The sequence below is a fragment of the Streptomyces sp. NPDC002403 genome, from assembly GCF_053593015.1.
This window is the reverse complement of record NZ_JBSFBQ010000003.1, coordinates 275,627-295,313: the sequence shown is the minus strand read 5'-3', so window position 1 is coordinate 295,313 and position 19,687 is coordinate 275,627. Positions and strand designations below refer to the sequence as shown.

At 71.6% G+C, this 19,687-nt stretch carries 18 protein-coding genes; 4 read left to right on the top strand and 14 right to left on the bottom strand.

From position 1 onward, the window contains the following. Position 1: 1 nt before the first annotated feature. From ACWCPY_RS05940 to ACWCPY_RS05915, 6 genes are read right to left on the bottom strand one after another with little or no spacing between them, the layout of a single operon-like run. On the bottom strand, positions 2 to 1,372 hold the full coding sequence (locus tag ACWCPY_RS05940; protein WP_451263099.1) for a serine hydrolase domain-containing protein: 1,371 nt from the start codon (positions 1,370 to 1,372) through the stop codon (positions 2 to 4). 23 nt (positions 1,373 to 1,395) lie between these two features. Then, on the bottom strand, positions 1,396 to 3,312 hold the full coding sequence (locus ACWCPY_RS05935; protein ID WP_451263098.1) for a S9 family peptidase: 1,917 nt from the start codon (positions 3,310 to 3,312) through the stop codon (positions 1,396 to 1,398). Next, positions 3,309 to 4,082, bottom strand: a complete 774-nt coding sequence (locus ACWCPY_RS05930; protein ID WP_451263097.1) for an ABC transporter ATP-binding protein — start codon at positions 4,080 to 4,082, stop codon at positions 3,309 to 3,311. The genes ACWCPY_RS05935 and ACWCPY_RS05930 overlap by 4 nt, the downstream gene beginning before the upstream one ends. Then, positions 4,079 to 5,998 (bottom strand): dipeptide/oligopeptide/nickel ABC transporter permease/ATP-binding protein, encoded by a 1,920-nt coding sequence (locus ACWCPY_RS05925; protein WP_451263096.1) that lies wholly within the window; start codon positions 5,996 to 5,998, stop codon positions 4,079 to 4,081. Before ACWCPY_RS05925 ends, ACWCPY_RS05930 begins: the two co-directional genes overlap by 4 nt. Positions 5,999 to 6,000: 2 nt before the next feature. Then, positions 6,001 to 6,987, bottom strand: a complete 987-nt coding sequence (locus ACWCPY_RS05920; RefSeq protein ID WP_451263094.1) for an ABC transporter permease — start codon at positions 6,985 to 6,987, stop codon at positions 6,001 to 6,003. After that, the gene (locus ACWCPY_RS05915; protein ID WP_451263093.1) at positions 6,987 to 8,597 is read right to left on the bottom strand and encodes an ABC transporter substrate-binding protein; all 1,611 of its coding nucleotides are present in this window, start codon (positions 8,595 to 8,597) and stop codon (positions 6,987 to 6,989) included. Before ACWCPY_RS05915 ends, ACWCPY_RS05920 begins: the two co-directional genes overlap by 1 nt. Before the next feature lie 214 nt (positions 8,598 to 8,811). On the opposite strand from ACWCPY_RS05915, the gene ACWCPY_RS05910 reads away from it, so the two are divergent. Next, on the top strand, positions 8,812 to 9,378 hold the full coding sequence (locus tag ACWCPY_RS05910) for a DUF4291 domain-containing protein (protein WP_451263092.1): 567 nt from the start codon (positions 8,812 to 8,814) through the stop codon (positions 9,376 to 9,378). 59 nt (positions 9,379 to 9,437) lie between these two features. Here the strand turns inward: ACWCPY_RS05910 and ACWCPY_RS05905 are convergent, their stop codons facing one another. The 3 genes from ACWCPY_RS05905 to ACWCPY_RS05895 form a co-directional block, all read right to left on the bottom strand. After that, on the bottom strand, positions 9,438 to 10,454 hold the full coding sequence (locus tag ACWCPY_RS05905; protein WP_451263091.1) for a phosphotransferase: 1,017 nt from the start codon (positions 10,452 to 10,454) through the stop codon (positions 9,438 to 9,440). A 96-nt stretch (positions 10,455 to 10,550) separates the two neighbouring features. Then, positions 10,551 to 10,988, bottom strand: a complete 438-nt coding sequence (locus tag ACWCPY_RS05900) for an NUDIX hydrolase (protein WP_451263090.1) — start codon at positions 10,986 to 10,988, stop codon at positions 10,551 to 10,553. 104 nt (positions 10,989 to 11,092) lie between these two features. Then, positions 11,093 to 11,602, bottom strand: coding sequence for a mycothiol transferase (locus ACWCPY_RS05895; protein WP_451263089.1), 510 nt, complete (start codon positions 11,600 to 11,602; stop codon positions 11,093 to 11,095). A 163-nt stretch (positions 11,603 to 11,765) separates the two neighbouring features. Between ACWCPY_RS05895 and ACWCPY_RS05890 the strand changes: the two genes are divergently transcribed. Further along, on the top strand, positions 11,766 to 12,689 hold the full coding sequence (locus ACWCPY_RS05890) for an aminoglycoside phosphotransferase family protein (protein WP_451263088.1): 924 nt from the start codon (positions 11,766 to 11,768) through the stop codon (positions 12,687 to 12,689). Here ACWCPY_RS05890 and ACWCPY_RS05885 read toward each other — a convergent pair. From ACWCPY_RS05885 to ACWCPY_RS05865, 5 genes are all read right to left on the bottom strand, one after another. Next, positions 12,667 to 13,692: an LLM class flavin-dependent oxidoreductase gene (locus ACWCPY_RS05885; protein ID WP_451263087.1), complete on the bottom strand. Its 1,026-nt coding sequence runs from the start codon at positions 13,690 to 13,692 to the stop codon at positions 12,667 to 12,669. The two genes, ACWCPY_RS05890 and ACWCPY_RS05885, sit on opposite strands and share 23 nt — an antisense overlap. Before the next feature lie 132 nt (positions 13,693 to 13,824). Beyond that, a complete protein-coding gene (locus ACWCPY_RS05880; RefSeq protein ID WP_329818872.1) occupies positions 13,825 to 14,016 on the bottom strand; it encodes a DUF6381 family protein in 192 nt (63 codons plus the stop codon). Positions 14,017 to 14,085: 69 nt separating this feature from the next. Further along, positions 14,086 to 14,544 (bottom strand): hypothetical protein, encoded by a 459-nt coding sequence (locus ACWCPY_RS05875; protein ID WP_451263086.1) that lies wholly within the window; start codon positions 14,542 to 14,544, stop codon positions 14,086 to 14,088. A gap of 194 nt (positions 14,545 to 14,738) precedes the next feature. Next, positions 14,739 to 15,560, bottom strand: coding sequence for a hypothetical protein (locus ACWCPY_RS05870; RefSeq protein WP_451263084.1), 822 nt, complete (start codon positions 15,558 to 15,560; stop codon positions 14,739 to 14,741). A 45-nt stretch (positions 15,561 to 15,605) separates the two neighbouring features. Continuing rightward, positions 15,606 to 17,099 carry a M60 family metallopeptidase gene (locus ACWCPY_RS05865; protein ID WP_451263083.1) on the bottom strand — a complete coding sequence of 498 codons (1,494 nt, stop codon included), beginning with the start codon at positions 17,097 to 17,099 and terminating at the stop codon, positions 15,606 to 15,608. 468 nt (positions 17,100 to 17,567) lie between these two features. On the opposite strand from ACWCPY_RS05865, the gene ACWCPY_RS05860 reads away from it, so the two are divergent. Together ACWCPY_RS05860 and ACWCPY_RS05855 are read left to right on the top strand one after the other, a co-directional pair. Continuing rightward, entirely contained in the window at positions 17,568 to 18,623 is a 1,056-nt protein-coding gene (locus ACWCPY_RS05860) for a tetratricopeptide repeat protein (protein ID WP_451263082.1), read from the top strand. Positions 18,624 to 18,628: 5 nt separating this feature from the next. Further along, positions 18,629 to 19,681 (top strand): polyprenyl synthetase family protein, encoded by a 1,053-nt coding sequence (locus ACWCPY_RS05855; RefSeq protein ID WP_451263081.1) that lies wholly within the window; start codon positions 18,629 to 18,631, stop codon positions 19,679 to 19,681. Positions 19,682 to 19,687: the final 6 nt, after the last annotated feature.

Below are 19,687 nucleotides of genomic sequence, written 5' to 3'. Positions count from 1 at the left end.
GTCAGCCCGCCTTGGGAGTGGCGCGGCCACCGTGGTGGAGGTACGGAGTGCCGTCGTCGAGTGTGTAGAAGACGACCGGGACCCAGAGCTCGAACCCCGGCCGCTGCACGACGAACAGGCCCGGCTCGACGGGGTGCAGCTCGTACTCCTTCTCCGTGTCGGGGGCCAGCTCGGCCAGGGGGCCGGTGATCCGGTCCACCATCACCAGACCGCCGTCCCGCTCCACGATCTCCACCCGGCTGGAGAGCCGCTGGTACACGCCGACGTAGTCGGCGGGGTCCACCGCCACCGGTTCCGTCGCGGGCTCGATGGTGGTGCGCATCGTCACTCCGGCCAGCTCCCGGACGATCTGCGCGTACACGTCCCGGTAGAGGCCCGAGGTGTCGCCGCCATTGGTGAGCAGGCAGATCGCCAGCTCGGCCTCGGGCAGGACCCGCAGGTAGGCGTTCTGTCCGATCGTGCCGCCGTCGTGTCCGTACACCCGGTGTCCGTCCCAGGTGTCGAGGAACCAGCCGAGTCCCCAGGCATCGCCCAGGATGTGCGGGTCGGGGATCTCGACCTGCGGGGTCTGCATGGCGGCGACGGACTCCTCCGAGAGGAGCTTGGTGCCGTCGCCGGTGACGCCCTTGTCGAGGTGCAGCCGGGCGAACTCCAGTACCTCGCGCGGTGTGGAGCAGATCAGTCCGGCCGGTCCGGCCGAGCGCATCAGCCCCCACATCGGGGCCTGTGCCGGCGGGCTCCCCAGGTGCCCGATGGCGGCGCGGAAACGCAGCACCTCCTCCGGCAGGGTCGCGGTGTGCGTCAGGCCGAGCGGCCGGTACAGGCGCTCGCGCATCAGCTCGTCCCACTGGACGCCGGTGACGACCTCCAGCACCCGGCCGAGGAGGGTGAAGCCCGCGTTGCAGTACGACATGGTGGCGCCGAGCGGGTGGTTTGCGGGGACGTCGCCGAGCAGGGCGACGTACTTCTCCAGGCAGTCGTCGCCCCGGCCCGTGTCGGTGAAGAGGTCTCCGTCGATGCCGCTGGTGTGCGTCAGGAGATGACGGAGCGTCACGCCCTGGGTCAGCTCCTCGTTCGCGAGCCGCAGTTCGGGGAGTACGGAGACGAGGGGGGCGTCCAGTTCGAGCACGCCCTCGTCGACCAGGGCCATGGCCACCGTGGTGGTCCAGACCTTGGAGATCGAGCCGATCTGGAAGAGGGTGTCGGTGGTCGTCGCGATCCCGGCCTCGGTGTTGGCCAGGCCGACGGCGGCCTCGGCGACGATCTCGCCGCGGTGCAGGACCGCGAGAGAGGCGCCGGGGACGGAGTGACGGGCGGCGAGTTCGGTGAGCCGGGTGGTCCAGCGGGCTGACAGCTCGGTGGTGTCGGTCATGACGTGCTCCGATTCCGTTTCGTTCAGCGGTTGGTGTGCGTGGTGACCCATTCGACCAGCCTGCGGGAGTAGTCCTCCCGGTGCGAGGGCCGGCCGTCCAGGAGGAAGAGGTGGGAGCTGCCGGGGTAGACGACCAGCCGGGCCGGTACGTCCCGGGTGCGCAGCGCGTGGAACCACTGTTCGGCCTGGCCCACCGGGCAGGTGTCGTCCGCACCGCCGTGCAGGATCAGGGTGGGGGCGCGTACCGCGTCGGCATGGCTGAGCGGCGAGAGTTCCGTCATCCGTGCCGGATCGCCGATCTCGTGACCGGCGATCAGATGGCCCTCCTCGGAGGTGCCGGCCATGCTCTTCAGATCGACCAGGACACCGCCCGGCACGACGGCGGCGAACAGGTCGGTGCGGGTGGAGAGCCAGCAGGTCAGATAGCCGCCGTAGCTGTAGCCGGTGAGTGCCATCCGTGCCGGGTCGACGAGCCCCTCGTCGACGAGGGCGGCGACCGGTTGCAGGATGTCCTGTTCATCCGTCTCGCCCCAGGCGCCGACGGCGGCCGTGTAGAACGCCTCGCCGTAGCCGTCGCTGGCGCGGACGTTCAGGGTCAGGATCGTCCAGCCGCGCGAGGCCAGTTCCTGGTGGTAGAGGTGGACCGGGTCGGAGTGCGGGGCCCAGGCGTTGTGAGGGCCGCCGTGCACGTCGACCAGGAGCGGGCCGCCCGGGGGTGTGTCCGCGGCACGGGTGATCATGCCGTGCACGACCGTGCCGTCCGCGATGGTGAACTCGCGTTCGGTGACCGGGTGGAGGGCGATACCGGGCAGCGATCCGGCCATGTGGTCGGTGAGCCGCGCGGGCTGCTGCCCCGACGTCCAGGCGTCCAGGTCGAGCAGCACGACCTCGGCGAAACGCGTCGCGTCACAGACCACGACCGCCGCCCGCCCGGCCTTGCTGACGACCGAGCATCCGCTGACGCCGGTGCCGGCGGGGAGCGGGGAGGCGCTGATCCCGTCCGCGCCCACCCGGTACAGCCGGGTGGCGCCCCGGTCCCGGGCGCAGAACACGATGTCGTCGCCGTGGAACTGCGGGAGCGCGCCCGGGTATCCGGGGCCGCCGCCCATGACGTTGCGGTCCAGGGCGGCGCTGAGGGACACCGGGGCGGAGCCGTCCAGCGGCTGGCGCAACAGCTCCGAGTGGCCGACGCCGAACGAGGCCCGGCCCACGACGAGCAGCGCGGACCCGTCGGGGAACCAGCTCACCGGACCGGCGAGACCGTCGGCGGGCCCGACCCGGCGGGGCCCGGGCGCGTTCTCCCCGACCCCCACGACATGGGCCGCCGAGGGACCGAAGACGGCTGCGTCCGGGGTGGTCTGCGCCGGGTAGGCGAGCCGTGTGCCGTCGGGCGACCAGCTGGGCGGGCCGACGTGCCGGTCGCCCTCCGTGAGCTGTTCGACCTCGCCCGAGTCCACCTCCACCACGAACAGTTGTGTCCGGAGCGAGCCGATCAGGCCCGCCCCGTCCGCCTTCCAGCCGAGGGCGTCGATGACCACCGGTGCGCTGTCCGCGCGGTACGCCTCGGGGGCGGCGAAGGCGATGCGTGAGCCGTCCGGGCTCCAGACCGGTGTGCCCGCCCCGGCCGGGCGGCCGGCGGGCGTGGTCAGCGGCACGGCCTCTCCCCCGTCGGCGGGCAGCAGATGGAGCTGCCCCGCGCGCAGGAAGGCCAGCCGCGTCCCGTCCGGGGACCAGCGCGGTGCGGTGTCCGCCGGGCCGTGGGTGAGGCGCCGGGCCGGGCCGCCCCCGGCGCGTACCTCCCAGATCGAGCGGATCACCCGGTCGTTCCCGGCGTCCTGGGTGGTCAGGGTGTACGCGACGCGTTCGCCGTCGGGCGACAGCGCGGGGTCGGCCGGGATCTCGAACCGGTACAGGTCGTCGATCGTCAGCGGTCGGGTCATGACGCCTCCTCGGCGAGGGCAAGGTCGGGTACGCAGGAGATGAGTTCGCGGGTCGTCGGGTGCTCCGGGTGCTCCAGCACCCGTTCGGCCGGGCCGCATTCGACGAGGTGTCCGCCGTCCATCACGGCGACCTGGTCGCAGAGATAGCGGACGACCGCGAGGTTGTGGGAGATGAAGAGCATCGCGAAGCCCAGTTCGCGTTGGAGGCGGCGCAGCAGATTGAGCACCGCGCCCTGTACGGAGACGTCCAGGGCCGAGGTGATCTCGTCCGCGATCAGCACGGCGGGCCGGGCGGCAAGGGCCCTGGCCAGGGCCACCCGTTGGCGCTGGCCGCCGGAGAGGGCGTCCGGGGTGAGCGCGGCACGGACGGGGTCGATGCCGACCAGTTCGAGGAGGCGTGCCACCTCCGCGTCGCGTGCGGCGCGGCGTTCGCGGGCCGGTGCCCGGCGCCCGGCCGCCTCGCCGGACAGCGCCTCGGCCACGGATGCGCCGACGGTCATGCGCGGGTCGAGCGAGGCGTACGGGTTCTGGAAGACCAGCTGCACGGGGCTGCGCCCGCGCCGGCGCGTGACTTCGGTCCCGTCGACCAGTACCCGGCCCGACTGCGTCGGCGCCAGTCCCACGACGGCCTTGCCGAGGGTGGATTTTCCCGACCCGGACCCGCCCACCAGGCCGGTCACCGTTCCTTCCGGCACCAGCAGGCCGACGTTCTCCACGGCGGTGAACCGGCCGTAGCGCACCGTGATCCCGCACAGTTCGAGTGAGCTCATGACGTTGCCTCCGCTGCGTACGACGTGGCCTCGACGGGTCCACCGGCCGCCGCCGTCCCGACCGGGTACCAGCAGGCGACCTGCCGGCCCGGTCCGAAGCCGGTCAGTCCGGGGGCGGCTTCGTGACAGCGTTCCCGGGCGCGTTCGCAGCGCGGTGCGAACGGGCATCCCCCGCCGGTCTCCCCCGGCTCCGGCGGCCGGCCGGGGATGGTGGCAAGTTCCCTTCCGGGGTCGGTGGTCATGGTCGGGACCGCCCCGACCAGGGCCCGGGTGTACGGGTGGGAGGCGCCGCCGAGCAGTTCGGTGACCGGGAGGTCCTCGACGATCAGACCCGCGTACATCACCAGGACCCGTTCGCAGACCTGGGCGACGACGGCGAGGTCGTGGGAGATCAGCAGCAGCGCGGCGCCGGACTCCTCGCGCACCTCGGCGAGCAGGTCGAGGACCTGTTGCTGGACCGCCACGTCGAGCGCCGTGGTGGGCTCGTCCGCGATGATCAGTTTCGGTTTCCCCATCAGTCCCATCGCGATGACGGCCCGCTGCCGCATTCCGCCGGAGTACTCGTGCGGCCGCTGCCGGGCACGGCGTTCCGGCGTGGGGATCCGGACGGCGCCGAGCCGGTCGACCGCGCGCGCCGCGGCCTGTGCGCGGCCCGCTCCCAGGTGGACCTCGGCCACCTCGGCGAGCTGCCGGCCCACGCGCAGGGCGGGGTTGAGCGAGGCCATCGGGTCCTGGAAGACCATGGCCAGTTCGGTGCCGAGCCGCGGGTCCGCCCGCAGGTCGTGCCCGTCGAAGCGGAGGATGCCGGCCGAGACGCCGCCCGGGTGCGGAACGAGATCCGCGAGTGCCAGCGCGCTCAGGCTCTTGCCGGATCCCGATTCGCCGACCAGTCCGACGGCCTCGCCCGCGCCGATGTCCAGCGAGATCCCTCGTACGGCCTGCCGTCCGCCGGGGAAGGTCACCCGCAGATCGCGCGCCCGGACCAGGGCCCCGCCGTCGTCGGCGTCGGCGGCGGTCCCGCCGGGTGTCCTCGGCGGCTGCCGGGGTGCCGGTTCCGGTTTCCGCGCCGCCCGCCGGCCACCGGCCTGCGCGAGCACCTCACCGGCCAGGCCGAACATCAGCCCGGTCAGGACGATCGCCGCGCCGGGCGCCAGGGCGGCCGCCGGGTTCACGAAGATGCGATTCAGCTGTTCGTTGAGCAGCCGCCCCCAGTCGTACTGCGGAGGCTGTACGCCGAGTCCGAGGAACGAGAGGCCGGAGAAGGCGACCAGGATGCCGCCGGTGGCCTGGGTGGCGAACAGCACCGAGGGTTCGGCGATGTTGGGCAGCAGATGACGTACCACCAGCCGGAACCGGCCCACGCCGAGGATCCGGGCCGCCGCCACGTAGTCGGAGCCCGCGACCGACGCCGTCAGGTTCTGCACCAGTCGCGCCATGGGCGGGACCATGGCCAGCCCCACGGCGAACACCGCTCCGGTGGTGCCGACCCCGAAGATCGTGGCGAGGAAGAGCAGGAACAGCAGCCCGGGAAAGGCCACCAGTACGCCGACGGTCGCGGTGATCAGCCGGCCCGCGCGCCGGCCCACGACGGCCGGGGCGACACCGAGGAGCAGCCCGCCGCCGACGCCGATCAGGGCGGCCAGCAGGGTGAGTCGCAGGGTCAGCCGGGTCGCCACCACGACGCGGGCGGCGATGTCCCGGCCGAGCTGGTCCGTGCCGAGCAGATGGGCGGCGCTGCTGCCCTGGTTGATCGCGTCCGTGTCGACCTGGGCGGCGCGGTCGCCGAGCAGCACGGGGCCGAGGACGGCGACGAGTGCGACCAGCAGGCAGGCGGTGACCGCGGTGACGCCGACCGGTGTGCGGAGGGTGCGCCCGAGCCGGTGCCGCAGCGAGCTGTCATGGTCCTGGTGAGGCATCGTCAACTCCCGCGGACGGTGGACTGGGGGTCGGCGACGGCCACGGCCACGTCGACGGCGAAGGTGATCAGCAGTGCGGCGGCCCCGTAGACCAGCACGACACCCTGGACCAGCGGATAGTCCTTCTCGGTGATCGCCTGCACGATCGTGGTGCCGAGACCGGGCCAGGCGAAGACGTTCTCGACCAGTACGGTGCCGGCGAGCAGCGAGGTGAACAGCAGGCCGCCCAGGGTGAGCGAGGAGGTCAGCAGATTGGGCAGCGCGTGCCGCAGATAACGCAGCCGGGCCGGGAGCCGCTTCGCCCGTGCGGTGCGCATGTAGTCCTCTCCGAGCACCCGCAGCGTCTCCACCCGGACGATGCGCGACAGCGTCGCCGCCGGTACGACGGTCAGGGCCAGCACCGGCAGTACGTAGGAGTCGGCGCCGCCCCGCGAGGCGACCGGGAAGAGCGGCCACGCCACGGCGAACGTCGTGATCAGGCCCACCGCGAGCAGGAACTCGGGCACCGCCCCCAGGAATCCGGTGACCCCGGTGAAGGCGAGTTCGCCGCGCCGCCTGCGGCCGTCCTTGGTCAGCACCGCGGCCGTCATCCCGACGGGGACGGCGATCAGCAGGATCAGTACGAACGCGGGGACGGCGATCTGCAGGGTGGCCGGGAGCCGGCCGGAGATGATGTCGGACACCGGCATCTGGGTGCCGATCGACTCGCCGAGCCTGCCCTGGAGGAGGTTTCCGACGAAGTCGCCGTACTGCTTCGGCAGCGGCTGGTCCAGGCCGAGCGACTCTCTGCGGGCGGCGACCAGGGCCGGGTCGGCGTTGGTGCCGAGCGCCGCCCGGACCGGGTCGCCGGGGATCAGGTGGATCATCGCGAAGGCGGCCGTGACCAGTGCCGCGAGCGAGACCAGCAGCCGCCAGGTGCGGCGCAGGACGAACCCGGTCCAGGGGCTGCGGGCCTTCGTCCCCAGGGAGTTCAGGGTGACCGTCGCCATCAGCCGGCGCTCCGGCGCAGGGTACTGGGGACGATGCCGCTGCCGTCCACCTCGAAGGTGACACCCTTGCCGTAGTACCGGTTGGCCTTGCTGACGACCGGCGCGATGTCGACGTTCTTGACCAGGGCGGCGTCGGCGGCGTCCCACAGGGCGCAGCCGGAGGCGCCGGCCTTGGCCGAGGCCTGGACGGCGAGCCGGTGGTACTCGGGGTTGGCGACGGAGCCGAAGTTGTTGCCCTTCGGCGGTGGTGGACCGTCGTAGAACTGGGTCAGCTGGTCGGGGAGAGTGACTCCGATGGGCGCCCAGGCGATGTCCCAGTCGCCGCCGCCGAGGGTGCTGACGATGCTGCCGGAGCCCCTGGGCTTCGCCGTCGCCCTCACACCGAAGGCGGTCCACTGCTGGACGGCCAGTTCGACCGCCGAGGCGACCTGCGGGCCCTGGTTGGTCGTGTAACTGAGCCCGACGGCGAGGGGTCTGCCGTCCTTGGTCCAGGTGCCGCCGCTCTTCGTCCAGCCGGCCTCGGTGAGTGCGGCGGTTGCCTTCGCCGTGTCGTGGGCGGGGAGGTTGCCCTTGACCGTGTCGCCGGAGCAGGGAGTGGGGGCGATCTCGCCTATGCGGGTCGCCGGCCTGCCCTTGCCGCCGGTGGCGACGTTCCCCAGCTGCTCGAGGTCGAGTACGGAGACCAGGGCCTTGCGTACCGCGAGGTCGGCGGTCGGGCGGCCGGCGGCCTGGTTGAACAGCAACTGTCCGAACAGCGCCTCCAGGCTCCGGTACTTCACCCCGGCCGCGTCGAGCCGGTCCTGGTCGGCACCGTTGATGAGGGCGATGTTGATCTGCCCGGTCATGAGGAGGTTGGCCGCGGTCGACTCGTTGGCGACGACCTTGACCACCACCTTGCCGGGAAGTCCGGCGCCGGTGGATCCGCGGGGGCCCCAGCTGTAGCCGTCCCGCTTGACGTAGGTGTAGTGGTCGCCGGGGACCGCTTCGGTCAGCCGGTAGGGGCCGCTCGCGTTGGTGGTCCTGGCCAGAGCGGTGGGCACCGCCAGGCTCTTCTTGCACAGCAGGGGCAGCAGCCGCGACATCTGCACGATGAACGGGGCGGGCTTCTTGGTGGTGACGGTGACCGTGCGGGCCGCCTTGTCGGCCTTGGCCACGGCGGTGACGGGGACGGAGAGGCCGAGCATCGGCGACTGGTTCTTCGGGTCGGCGATGTGGTTGTACTCGGCGGCCACGTCCTCGGCGGTGAGCGGCGAGCCGTCCTCGCAGGTGACTTCGGGGCGGATGGTGAACGTCGCCGAGGTGGTCGTGGCGGACCATTTCTCGGCCACTCCGGGAACCGGCGAGCCGTCGGCGTCGAAGTGCACGAGGGTGTCGTACGCGAAGGAGTTCATCGCCAGTGCGGTGCTGACCAGTGCCGTGGTGGGGCTGAGGCTGCCGGGATCACCGGAGACGGCGACCACGACCGTCGAATCGCCGGCGCCGCCTGCGGAGGTGCCGGCGCCGCACGCGGTCGCGGTGCCGACCAGGCCGAGCGCCGTGACCACCGCGGCCGCCGCCCGGGTCCTGCGGGCCCTTCTGTTCCTGGTCTCCGTGCCTGCGGTGCTGGCCATGGTCACCTCCGAGGGAGCGGCACTCCGCCGCCGAGTGAGGGAACACTAGGCAGCGCCGGACCGGCTCCGAGTGGTGGCGCCGCACGAAAAACGGGCCCTTTGACGGTGCGCCGCACCGAAGACGGTCACGAGGACCCGGTGATCGCGGACGAGAGGTTCCCGCGGCGGGAAAACCGATCGCGGCGAAGATCCGTCAGGTGAAAATCTGTGGCCCATGACTGCGCAGCACCGGATCCGGGCCGACCACGACGCCCGGACGATCGTCCTCTACCAGGCGTACTCTCCGGCGGTCGCCGGACCGGCCCTGCGGGCGAACAGGTTCGTCCCGCCGTTCTCGTTCAACCGGATGACCTGGATCAAGCCGTCGTTCCTCTGGCTCATGCACCGCAGCAACTGGGCACAGAAGCCGGGCCAGGAGCGGATTCTCGCGGTACGGATCACCCGGGCCGGATGGGAGGAGGCGCTCTCCCGGGCCGTGCTGACGACGGCCGATCCGTCAGTTGTCGCCAAGTCTCCCGTGCACGTCCAGTGGGATCCCGAGCGCTCGCTGCGGGGAGCCGCGCTCAACCACTACAGCATCCAGGTCGGGGTGGGACGCGGTCTGATCCGTACGTTCGCCGAGGAGTGGGTCGTCGGTCTCACCGACGTGACACCCCGGGTCCACAAGATCGCGGCGCTCAGGCAGGACGGCCGGTCCGCGCAGGCCCAGCGGCTGCTTCCGCCGGAGCGGATCTACCCGGTGCCCCCGGCCGTGGCGAAGAACCTCCGTATCGACGCCTGAGACCGCGACGCCCCGGTACGGGCATCCGCAGGCGCTCGTCGGCCTCTCGCCGGATGCCCCTACAGCGGCGGCTCGGCGAAGAGTTCGAGCAGCCGGCGCGCGCCCTGCGCGTCGCCCGCCCCACGGCCGGCGCCGGCCGTGCCGGGGAAGAGCCGTTCCCAGGAGCGCGCCCGGCCGATCGCCCCGAGCCGCCAGGCCAGGCTCAGTCCACGCCGCAGCCCGGCCGCGGTGCGGCCGTCGCCCGTCCACGGTTCGAGGTAGGCGTCGCGCAGCCGGGGCAGCACCTCGGGCCCGAACCGCTCGCGGGCCGCGAGGGCGGGTACGAGGAAGCTGCAGAAGGGGTGGGACACGGCCGCGTCGCCCCAGTCGAAGAACGTGAAACGGCCCGGCTCCGGCGCGAAGAGCTGGCCGTCGTGCAGGTCGGAGTGGTCGAGCGTGTCCGCGACGCCCACTTCCGCGAGCTCCTCGCACCACTCGGCGAACCTGGGACGCAGCTCGCCCAGGGCCCGGCGGTCGGTGGGCTCCAGTGCGGTGTTCCCGGCCACGGTCCGGTCGAAGGTCTCCGGGAGTACGGCGGTGCGCGCGCCGGGGACACCGAGCCGTTCGATCTCGTCGGCGTACGGGATGAGGGCGCGTTGCATCCCGGCGTACTGCCGAAGCGGCTCCTCCCAGGCACGCGGATCGACCGCGGCACGGGCTGCCGCCGAGTCGAGTGCGTCCCGGAAGAGCGTGCCGCCGTCCGGCAGCAGCGACCAGCCCCGGTCCGTGTCGACGGCGAGCGTCCGCAGTACGTACCCGGGCACCCAGCGGTCCAGTGCCTCGGTCAGCCCCGCCTCGAAGGCGCTGGCGGGCGGATTGGCCTTGAACCACACGGTTTCGCCGCCCGCGACGGACATCCGCACCAGCACGGACCACGGCCTCAGTCTCACCTTCCTTGGACCGGTTTCGCTCAGCCCCCGCGCGGCGAGCCCGCGCTCCGCCCATCCGAGGGCGTCCGCCCGCCAGTCCTCCCGCTCCCAGGGCGTCACCGCGTCCGGGTACTGCCCTCGGTCCACCACCGCCGTGTCATCGCGCATCGCGCCATCCCACCACCAGGCCGGTCCGGCCTGCATCCGGGTTTCCGGCGGTGGTGCGCGGCGGGGCGGTGGGCAGCCGGCCCTCCGCCGCACCCACTACTGCGTCTCCTGCGCGCCGATCATCGCGAGACCGTCGATCGCCGCCGGGGACAGCAGTGACTCCTCCAGGCCCGACAAGGCCATCCAGCTGACGGCGGAGGTGGAGTCGTCGCACTTGGTGACCGCGAGCGGTCCCGGTTCGAGGTCGACCAGGTAGAAGAGCCCCACGAGGTGCCAGTTCACCCCGAGCCGGTGCGCTCTGTACGAGCGGGCGTCCACCAGCCGGGCGTCCAGGAGTTCGAGGCCGGTCTCCTCGTACAGTTCACGTGCCAGCGCCTGACGCGGCTGCTCACCGGGATCGATGCCCCCGCCGGGCAGGTGCCACAGCCCGGGCTCGAAGACCGGTGAGCTGTCCGAGAGCCGGGTGAGCAGCAGCTGATGCTCCACGACGGCGATCGCATACGCCGATATGCGTGAACGTACGTCACTTCCCATGCGTGTCCTCCGGTCGTCGGGGTCCACGGCTCCGGCCGAGCCGTACGGATCAACCTATCGATCACGTGCCGGAGCCCGGAGGGGACGCCTGTCGGCCCCGACGACTACCGGCGCTCCAGTGCTCCCCGGACGAAGGCGGCCTGGCCCGCGTGCTGCAGATCGTCCGAGATGACGCTGATCAGACGCACCCCGAGACTGACCGGCGGCGACCATGCCTCGTCGACGATACGGTCCAGGGCCCCGTCGTCGAGCCCCCGCACGAACTCGACGGTCCGGTCGTGTACCGCGTCGTGGTATCCGAGCAGCAGCTCCGCCGAGCGCACCTGCACCGCCGCGACGTCGGCGCTGCTGTGTCCGTACCCGGTGGCATCCTTCGCGAAGGGCAGATCGAAGCGGGAGGCCCAGTCCTCGGAGAACCAGACCTGCTCGACACCGGCCGCGTCCGAGACGTGGTCGTCCTGGATCCGGGTGAGATGCCATACGAGCCAGCCGATCGAGTTCGCACCGTCGTCGAGACGGGCATGGAGGTCGGCGCGCGAAAGGCCCTCGACCGCCGAGTGCACCGTCTCGCGGACGCGGGTGAAGGCGTCGGTCAAAAGGTCAGCACTGTTCATGCCCTCACCATCACCGCTTCCGGCCCTCTCCCGCGCCATCGACACGCACCGCGCGCCGCCATCCGCGTAGGGTGGCCACATGCTTTGACACCTGCCCGGAAGCCGGGCCCCGCCGTGGCTCCTTCGTACCCGAACCATTCCGGAACCGACGAAGGAGAGACCCATGAACACCTCCCGCCCCATCGAGGTCCCCGACGCGTTCGCCGCGTCCTACGGCGAGAACGGTGGTGCGTCGGCGCGTGCCTGGATCGCCGCGCTGCCCGGACTGGCCGCGGACTTCCTGGACCGCTGGAGCCTGCGGCTGGACGGCACCGCGGCACACGGCATGGCTTCGCTGGTGCTGCCGGTGAGCCGCGCGGACGGGACGCCCGCGGTACTGAAGCTCCAGCAGGTCACCAAGGACAACATCGACGCCGCGCCGGGCCTGCGGTTGTGGAACGGCGACGGCGTGGTGCACCTGCTCGACCACGATCCGCGCACCGGCACCATGCTGCTCGAACGGCTGGACGAGGCGCGGCCGCTGTCGGTGGTGGCCGACGACACGGCCGCCGTGCAGATCCTCGCCGAGCTGCTGGCCCGCCTGGTCGCGGTGCCCGCGCCGGCGGGCTTCCGGCAGCTGGCCGACATCGCCGCGGCCATGCTCGACGAGGTACCGCGCGCCGTGCCGATGCTCCACGACCCGGCCGAACGGCGACTGGTGCGCATCTGCGCGTCCGCGGTGACCGAACTCATCGGCGAACCGGGCGACCGACTGCTGCACTGGGACCTGCACTACGACAACGTCCTCGCCGGACAACGGGAGCCGTGGCTGGCCATCGATCCCGAACCCCTGGCCGGTGACCCCGGGTTCGAGCTGTTGCCGGCGATGCACAACCGCTGGGCCGAGGTCGTGGCGACCGGTGATGTGCCGGGCACGGTGCTCCGCCGTTTCGACCAGTTGACCGAGGTGCTCGACCTGGACCGGCAGCGGGCGACCGGCTGGACCCTGGGCCGTGTTCTGCAGAACGCGCTCTGGGACATCGAGGACGGGAAAACCGTCCTCGACCCCACTCAAGTCGCCATCGTTACAATCCTGTTGAATCGGTAGGCACAGGGGTCGGTCGCGCGATCCGGGCCAGTCGGCGCAACGAGTCGACCAGCGCCGCACGGTCGTACGTACTGGTCGTGACGAGCACCTCGTCGGCGCCGGTCTCCTCGATGACCGTTTCGAGCTGCGTGACGACTTCGTCCTCGGTGCCGTGGAGGTGGCCGCTCAGCCCGTTCTCGTAGAAGCGGCGCTCCTTCTCCGTCATGGTCCGTGCCTCGATCCGCTCGGCGGGGGCGAGCGGCGGGAAGACGCCGTGGGTCCGGGAGTGGGCCATGGACCACGCTTCCGGGATCAGGATCCGGCGGGCCTCCTCGGTGCTCCCGGCGAGCGCGATCGTGCCGGCCACGACGACATAGGGTTCCGCGGCCCAGGTGGAGGGCCGGAATCCCTGGCGGTAGCGCTCGACGGCGCGCAGCAGCTTCTCCCGGCCGCGGAGGTCTCCGACCACCAGCGGCAGGCCCGCTTCGGCGGCGATGCCCGCGCCCTCGCCGGTGGCGAGCAGGAACGGGGGTATGCGCAAGCCTTCGGCGGGCAGGGCGTGGACCTGGGGGTGGACCCGCTGTGTGCCGTCCAGCCAGCCGAGCAGTTCGGTGAGCTGCCCGGCGAAGTCCTCGGCGGCCGACTTGTCCCGGCCGAGCGCCCTGCGGATGCCGTCGGTGAAGCCCACCGAGCGGCCGAGGCCCATGTCGATCCGGCCGGGGAACAGGGACTCCAGCACACCGAACTGCTCGGCCACCAGCAGTGGTTGATGATTGGGCAACATCACACCGCCGGTCCCGACCCTGATGGTGGATGTGGCGGCCGCGACGGCTGCGGCCAGCACGGTCGGTGCCGAACCGGCGACGCCCGGCACGCCGTGGTGCTCGGAGACCCAGAACCGGTGGTAGCCGAGCGCCTCGGCCTCCTGCGCGAGGCGCACCGAGTCGCGCAGCGCCTCCGGGCCGTCGTGTCCCTCGCGGATGCGGGAACGGTCGAGTACGGAGAACCGGGTGGATGCGATCACTGAGCTCACACCCCTGTTCAACGCCCGGAGCACGTCAGGATTCCCCCGGCTCCCGTACCGTGTGCTGCCGGTACGGGAGCCGGGGGAACGGAAGCGGGCCTTCGCGGACTCACTTCAAGGGCCTTCGCGGGCTCATTTCAAGGGGTAGATGTCCCCACTCGCCATGCCGCTGACCTGCTCGCTCTCCGATTCGATCCGGCGGGCCTTCTCCTTCAGGCGCCGGCGTTCCTCGGGGTCGGTGGCGCGCTCGGCTTCGTCCTTCAGGTCCTTCGCCTTGGCCCGCATCTGCTGGACTCGACTGCTGAGTTCGTCCGAATCACTCATGATCACTCCTTGTGTGTGCGGGACCCCGCACGGGTCCGGTCCCCGCCCGTCCGGTCCCCGGCCGGTGGGTCAGCTCCGGGACCGGTGCCATGGGCACCTGGACGCCTCCGCGCGTGACCAGCTGGTCCTGGCGCTCAGGAAGCCGAGACCGATGCCCATCATCCAGAAGTCCTTGGCCAGCGGGGTGCCGGCCTCGGTGGGCCGGAGGCTTCCGGGCTTCCGCATTCCGGGAACCCTCAGATACAGACCGATCAGGCCCCCGGAGAACCCGGTCAGCGCCAGCCCGGCCAGTCGGGTCGGCACGAAAGGGGCGAGCAGCGTTCCGCCGACCGTGATCTCCGACCAGGCGAGCAGCCGGGTGAACCGCTCGGGTTCGATCTTCTTCAGGAAGGGGTAGGCGACACAGGCCATGCCGTGCAGGCCCTCGGCCGTCTCCGCGTCGGCCTTCAGTTTGCCCAGACCGGAGTTCAGGATGAACGCCCCGATGGCGAGGCGAGGGGGCACATCACGCGGTTCGAGAGTCGTCATGGGAGCCTCCGTCCCGTACTGGGCCCCCCGTCGAGCTTAGCCAGTAGGTGCCGGTGGCGCTTCACAAGAGATGGGGCGCACGGCGTCGCCCCGGCCACGGGCCCGGCGTCGCCCCGTCCGCCGGACGCGCCCTGGAGCAGGCGCTCGGGCCTGGTCCAGGGCGTCGGACGAGCAATGGTTCCGGATTGAATGATTCAGTTCGCAGAGTGCGCTTCCGCCGCGGCCGCGTTGCCCACCACCGTGACCTGCTGCCCCCTGCTCGTCGCCTGCGAGGTGGTGCTCAGGCAGCTTCCGGACGCCGGGTCGGTGACCGTGGGAAGGCTCCCCGTATGGGCCACGCCCGCCTCGGTGCCGACCGGTCTGCCGTACGTCACCGTGATCCGCTGGCCACAGCCCGCCGACAGGTAGGGCTCGATGAATCCCTGATCTGCGTTCTTGAACCGGCCGGAGGCGGACGGAAGCCCGAAACTGCCGATGTGTGCCACCGGCGCTCCGGTCGCCGTCTCGACGACGTCCCCGGTCATCAGCTGTGTCGCCCCGCTCACGGAGGCCCGCTCGAGCACGAGGGAGTACATGGTCCCCGGGGTGTAGCGGAACCGGACCGCGCAGCTCACTCCGGCGCCGCCGTCGGCTCCGTAGCCGCAGTGGTCGTCCGTTGTCGTGGCGTCGGCGTTGAAGGAGCTGAAGATCGCCTGGAGCACGTGGTTGCCGTCCGCGTCGACGGGCTTCGGCTGGAAGCCGGCATAGGGGCGTGTGCCGCTCTCCAGGGTGGTGTAGTAGGCGAAGTAGACGCCGGACGCGTCGGGCGCCGAGTCCACGGCCATCGGGAGCGTCAGCGTGGTCACGGGGGTGGGTGCGTTCGTGGTCCAGCGGAGTATCGGCGTCGACGCCCACGACTGCCCCGCCGCGCCGACCGCGAGCAGTGCGGTGGCCGCGAGGACCGTACCGGACCGCACGACGCGGCGCAGCTGCCTGCGGGCGGGAGTCCCGGAGCGGATTGCGCTTACAATGCTCATGTCATCTCCTTGTGACGGGTCTGCTCCTGCTTCGGTCCGCACCGATCAGTCGGTGAGCGTGCTGGGATCGACGGACGGCTTCGACAGCCCCAGCGCGGCCAGTGCGGCAACGCCCGCGGAGTCGATCGGCAGCCCCCACTGGTGGACGAAGAAGTCGGTGAGGTCGTATCCGGCGGTTCGGCCGGCATAGGACGCCAGGGCCAGGTACTGGCGGGCGTTGACGACCGGGTCGTGCGTGTAGTCGTCGACCGGGGCGTCGTGCTGGTGCTCACTGCGCACGAGCCGGTGCAGCCTCGGCCAGAAGTCCTCGCCGAACGCCAGCTCCAGCTGCCGGAGCGGAATGAGCTTCTCGTACGCCCCGAAGGACTTCTCGTAGCTGATTCCGCTGGTGCCCAGCTTCGGCAGCGCGGTCCGGTAGGGGTTCAGTCCCGTCTTCGGGTCGACCGTCAGCAGGTTGGAGGTCTGCCCGAGGGTGCGCTGCGCGGCCAGTGAGTAGACGTTGACGGTGACCTCGGTCAACTGGTCCGCCTGGTAGGCGGCTTGCTGGTGGAGGTGGCCGAGCTCGTGGTACAGCCCCCAGCCCCGCGTGCCGAGACCCGACACGGTGCACAGCCGGTCCATGTAGGCGCGCGGAAAGCCGTTGTATCCGTGCCAGGCGTAGGCGCCCACCCCACTGGGCACGACGCTGACCTCGTTGAAGTGGTATCGGCCCGCCTTGGGGCGGTTGACCCGTCCCCTGCCGTCCAGACCGCTGATCCGGGCATGGCTGTCGATGACGGTGTCGAACAGCCCCATCAGCCGGGCGTGGTCCTCGCCGCGATAGAGCAGCGCACCCTCCCGGGTGAGGGTGAGAATCGCCCGATCGGTGATCAACTCGACCCAGGGGATGCCGGTCTTCTCGTCGAGCTGCTCCTGGAAGGCGGCTTCATCGGTGCGGCCGAGTTCGAAGACCGCCATGCGCGGAGTGCCGGGGCCGAACGTGACCGCGGTGCGCTCCCCCCGACCCGCGAAGCTCAGGTAGATCGGGCCCCCGTGGGCGTCGCCGACGGTGTTGCGCCCCGGGCGCAGCGGGATGGCGCGCGGCTCCTGGAGCGCGGTCTCCGTGTTGTAGTAGTCGAAGGTGCCGATGTGCAGCGTCGGGACGCGGCCGCCCGCCGGACGGACCGTCACGGAGACGGGCTCGCCCGCCGGGGCGTATCGGCCGGTCGGAATGAAGTCGCTGGACCGAAGGGCGCGGGCCAGTCGCATGCGCTCCTTCTCGGCATCCGGAAACGCCTTGATCAGGAGCGTGTCCCCGGAGCTGTGCCCGGCCCTCGCTCCGGCTCCGTACCCCACCTGTTGAGCGGCGGCGGAACCCGCGCCCAGCAGGGTCGCCGCACCCGCACCGGCCAGGGCGCCGAGGACCGTACGGCGGCTCATGGCGCTGAACGCGGAGCCGTCCGGCGCGTCGGAGGCCGGGCCGCCGCCGTACGGGGGCAGCGACAGGGCGACGGCGGGGCGGGCCGCCGGCGTGGTGGACGGTGTTCGGGCAGGGCGCATCCGGCAACTCCTGTGAGGATCAACGGAATCGGGGGTTCGCTGTGGGTGGCGTGGGCTGCGCGCCAGCATGTAAGCGATTGCCATGGGGTGCAAGAGGAGCTCAAATGTTTCTGTCTTTTACTATGGCCAGGGCACGCGATGGGGACAGTAACCGCTCACACTCCCCGGTATTACGGGTGGAGTTGGTGACGCCGGAGCGGTTTTGGCCGGATGGCGACGGATTGGTCACCGGACCGCAGTGTCGCCGTACCGGAAATGTCGACTTCCGTTGATCGTGGAGCAACCTCGGACGCGCGACCGTCGTCTTGATCCACAGCGAAGCGGTTCACCGCGAGCGACAAGCCACGTCCGTCCCCTCACGAGCAACCCGGGTCCGTCCACCAGGTAACTATGCACCATATGTATACATTGAGTGCATAGTCGTTCCCGTACCGGTCGATCCGATCCGGCCGCGCACGAAAGGCCCCCATGCACAGCAAGGCACTGGCGCCCGAGTACCAAGGCGCCCTCACCAAGATGTCGGTGAACTCCTCTCTCACAGACGTACTGGCGGAAGGGATACGTCACTTGAGGGAGGCGGAGCTCTCCGGCTCACCACAGGAGGTGGCCCGGTGCGGGCTCGCCGTCGCCGAGGCGCACCGCCGGCTCGGCAACGTGGCGGAGGCCGATCGGGCCTGGAAGGCCAGCTACCGGTCCGCCCGCTCGGCCGGTGACCTCGGGGCGATGGCCTGGGCGCTGTGGAGCGGCGGGACGCTGGCCAGGCAGCGCGGGGAACTCAGGCTCGCCTTCAGGCTGTTGGGGCTCGCGGCCGACATGGGCAAGCGTGGCGGGGACATCGTCGCCCGCGGCTACTCCCTGGCCGGCCTTGCCGAGACCGGCCGAATACAGGGCGACTACGAGACCGTCGCCACGCTCCACGAACAGCTCCTCGCCGAAGCACGCGCACGTGGCGAGGCACGTCACACCGTGTGGGCGCTGGAGGGAATCGCGCAGATCCACCGCAACACCGGCTCGCTCGACACGGCCCTGGCCATGTTCGAGGAGGCGGCCGAGCTGGCCGGCAACGCGGACGACCGGCGGGGCCGGGCGTGGGCCCTGCGCGGCATGGCCGACATCATCTCCCTGCGGGACGGCGATCCGGAGCGCGCCCTCGCCCTGCTCGCGGAGGCCGAACTCACCTGCCGCGAGATGAACTTGTCCAGCGCACTCGCCTACAACCACAAGATGCGTGCCAATGTCCTCTTCCGCGCCCACCGGTACGAGGAGGCACGCGCGATGTACGAGGAAGCGCTCGCGGAGTTCCGCGCCATGACCGAACCCCGGGGCGAGGCCCTGGCCCGGCTCGGCCTCGTCAAGTCGCTCGCCCGGCTGGGCCGCGACCGGGGCGAAACCGCGGCCGATCTGCACGAGTTGCGCCGCACCCTCAACCGGATCGGCCTGCTCAACGCCCGGGACATGGTGGACAAGGCGTACGCCGAACTCGGTGTGGCGCCGGTCGACGGCGACACGGGCGGGGAGAGCTGACGACGATGACACCACCGACCGCAACCCAGCGGACCTCGGCGCCGGACGTGCTCGCCCGCTGCCGCGACCTCGTGCGCCCGGCGCTCGCACAGGCCGTAGGACGCCTGCATCCGTGGCACGCGGAGATGGCCGCCTTCTCCCTCGGGTGGGATGCGGCGGACGGCAGCCCCGCCCCGGGCTCACAGGGCAAGGGGATCCGCCAGGCCCTCACCCTGCTCAGCGCCGAGGCCGCCGGGGCACCGGCGCAGGACGCGGTGGTGGGAGCGGTCGCCGTGGAGCTGATCCATGTCTTCTCCCTCCTCCATGACGACATCATGGACGGCGACGAGACCCGCAGACAGCGCGCCACCGTGTGGAAGGCGTACGGCACCGGCCCGGCGATCCTCGCGGGCGACGCGCTGTTCGCGCTGGCCGTGCAGACCCTGGCCGACTCGCCCGGGAGGTACAGCGCGACGGCGGTCCGCCATCTCGCCGGGACACTTGCCGACCTGGTCCGCGGTCAGGCCGAGGACCTGCTCTTCGAGTCCCGGCCGTGGAACGGGCCCGACGCGGTGGAGCCGCACGAGTACCGGTGGATGGCCGAACACAAGACCGGTGCGCTGCTCGGCTGTGCGACGGGTCTGGGCGCGGTGCTCGCGGGTGCCCCGGCCCCGAGCGTCGACGCGCTCGCCCGGGCGGGCCGGCACCTCGGGGTGGCGTTCCAGGCGGTGGACGATCTCCTGGGGATCTGGGGCGACCCCGAGGTCACGGGCAAGCCCGTGCACAGCGATCTGCGCCGGCTGAAGAAGACGTATCCCGTCCTCTCGGCCCTGGCCACGGACAGTCCCGCCGCACAGCGGCTCGCCGCGCTGCTCGGCACCGGGAACCCGCTCGACGACACCGACGCCCGACGCGCGGCCGAGCTCGTCGAGGAGGCCGGCGGACGATCCGCCACCCTGACCGAGGCCCATCTGCAGCTGGACAGCGCCCGGCGCTGCCTGGAGGGCGTTCCGCTCGCCCCGGCCGCGCTCGGCGAAATCCTCGCGCTGCTCCCGTTCCTCGTCGACCGCACCCGCTGACCCCGC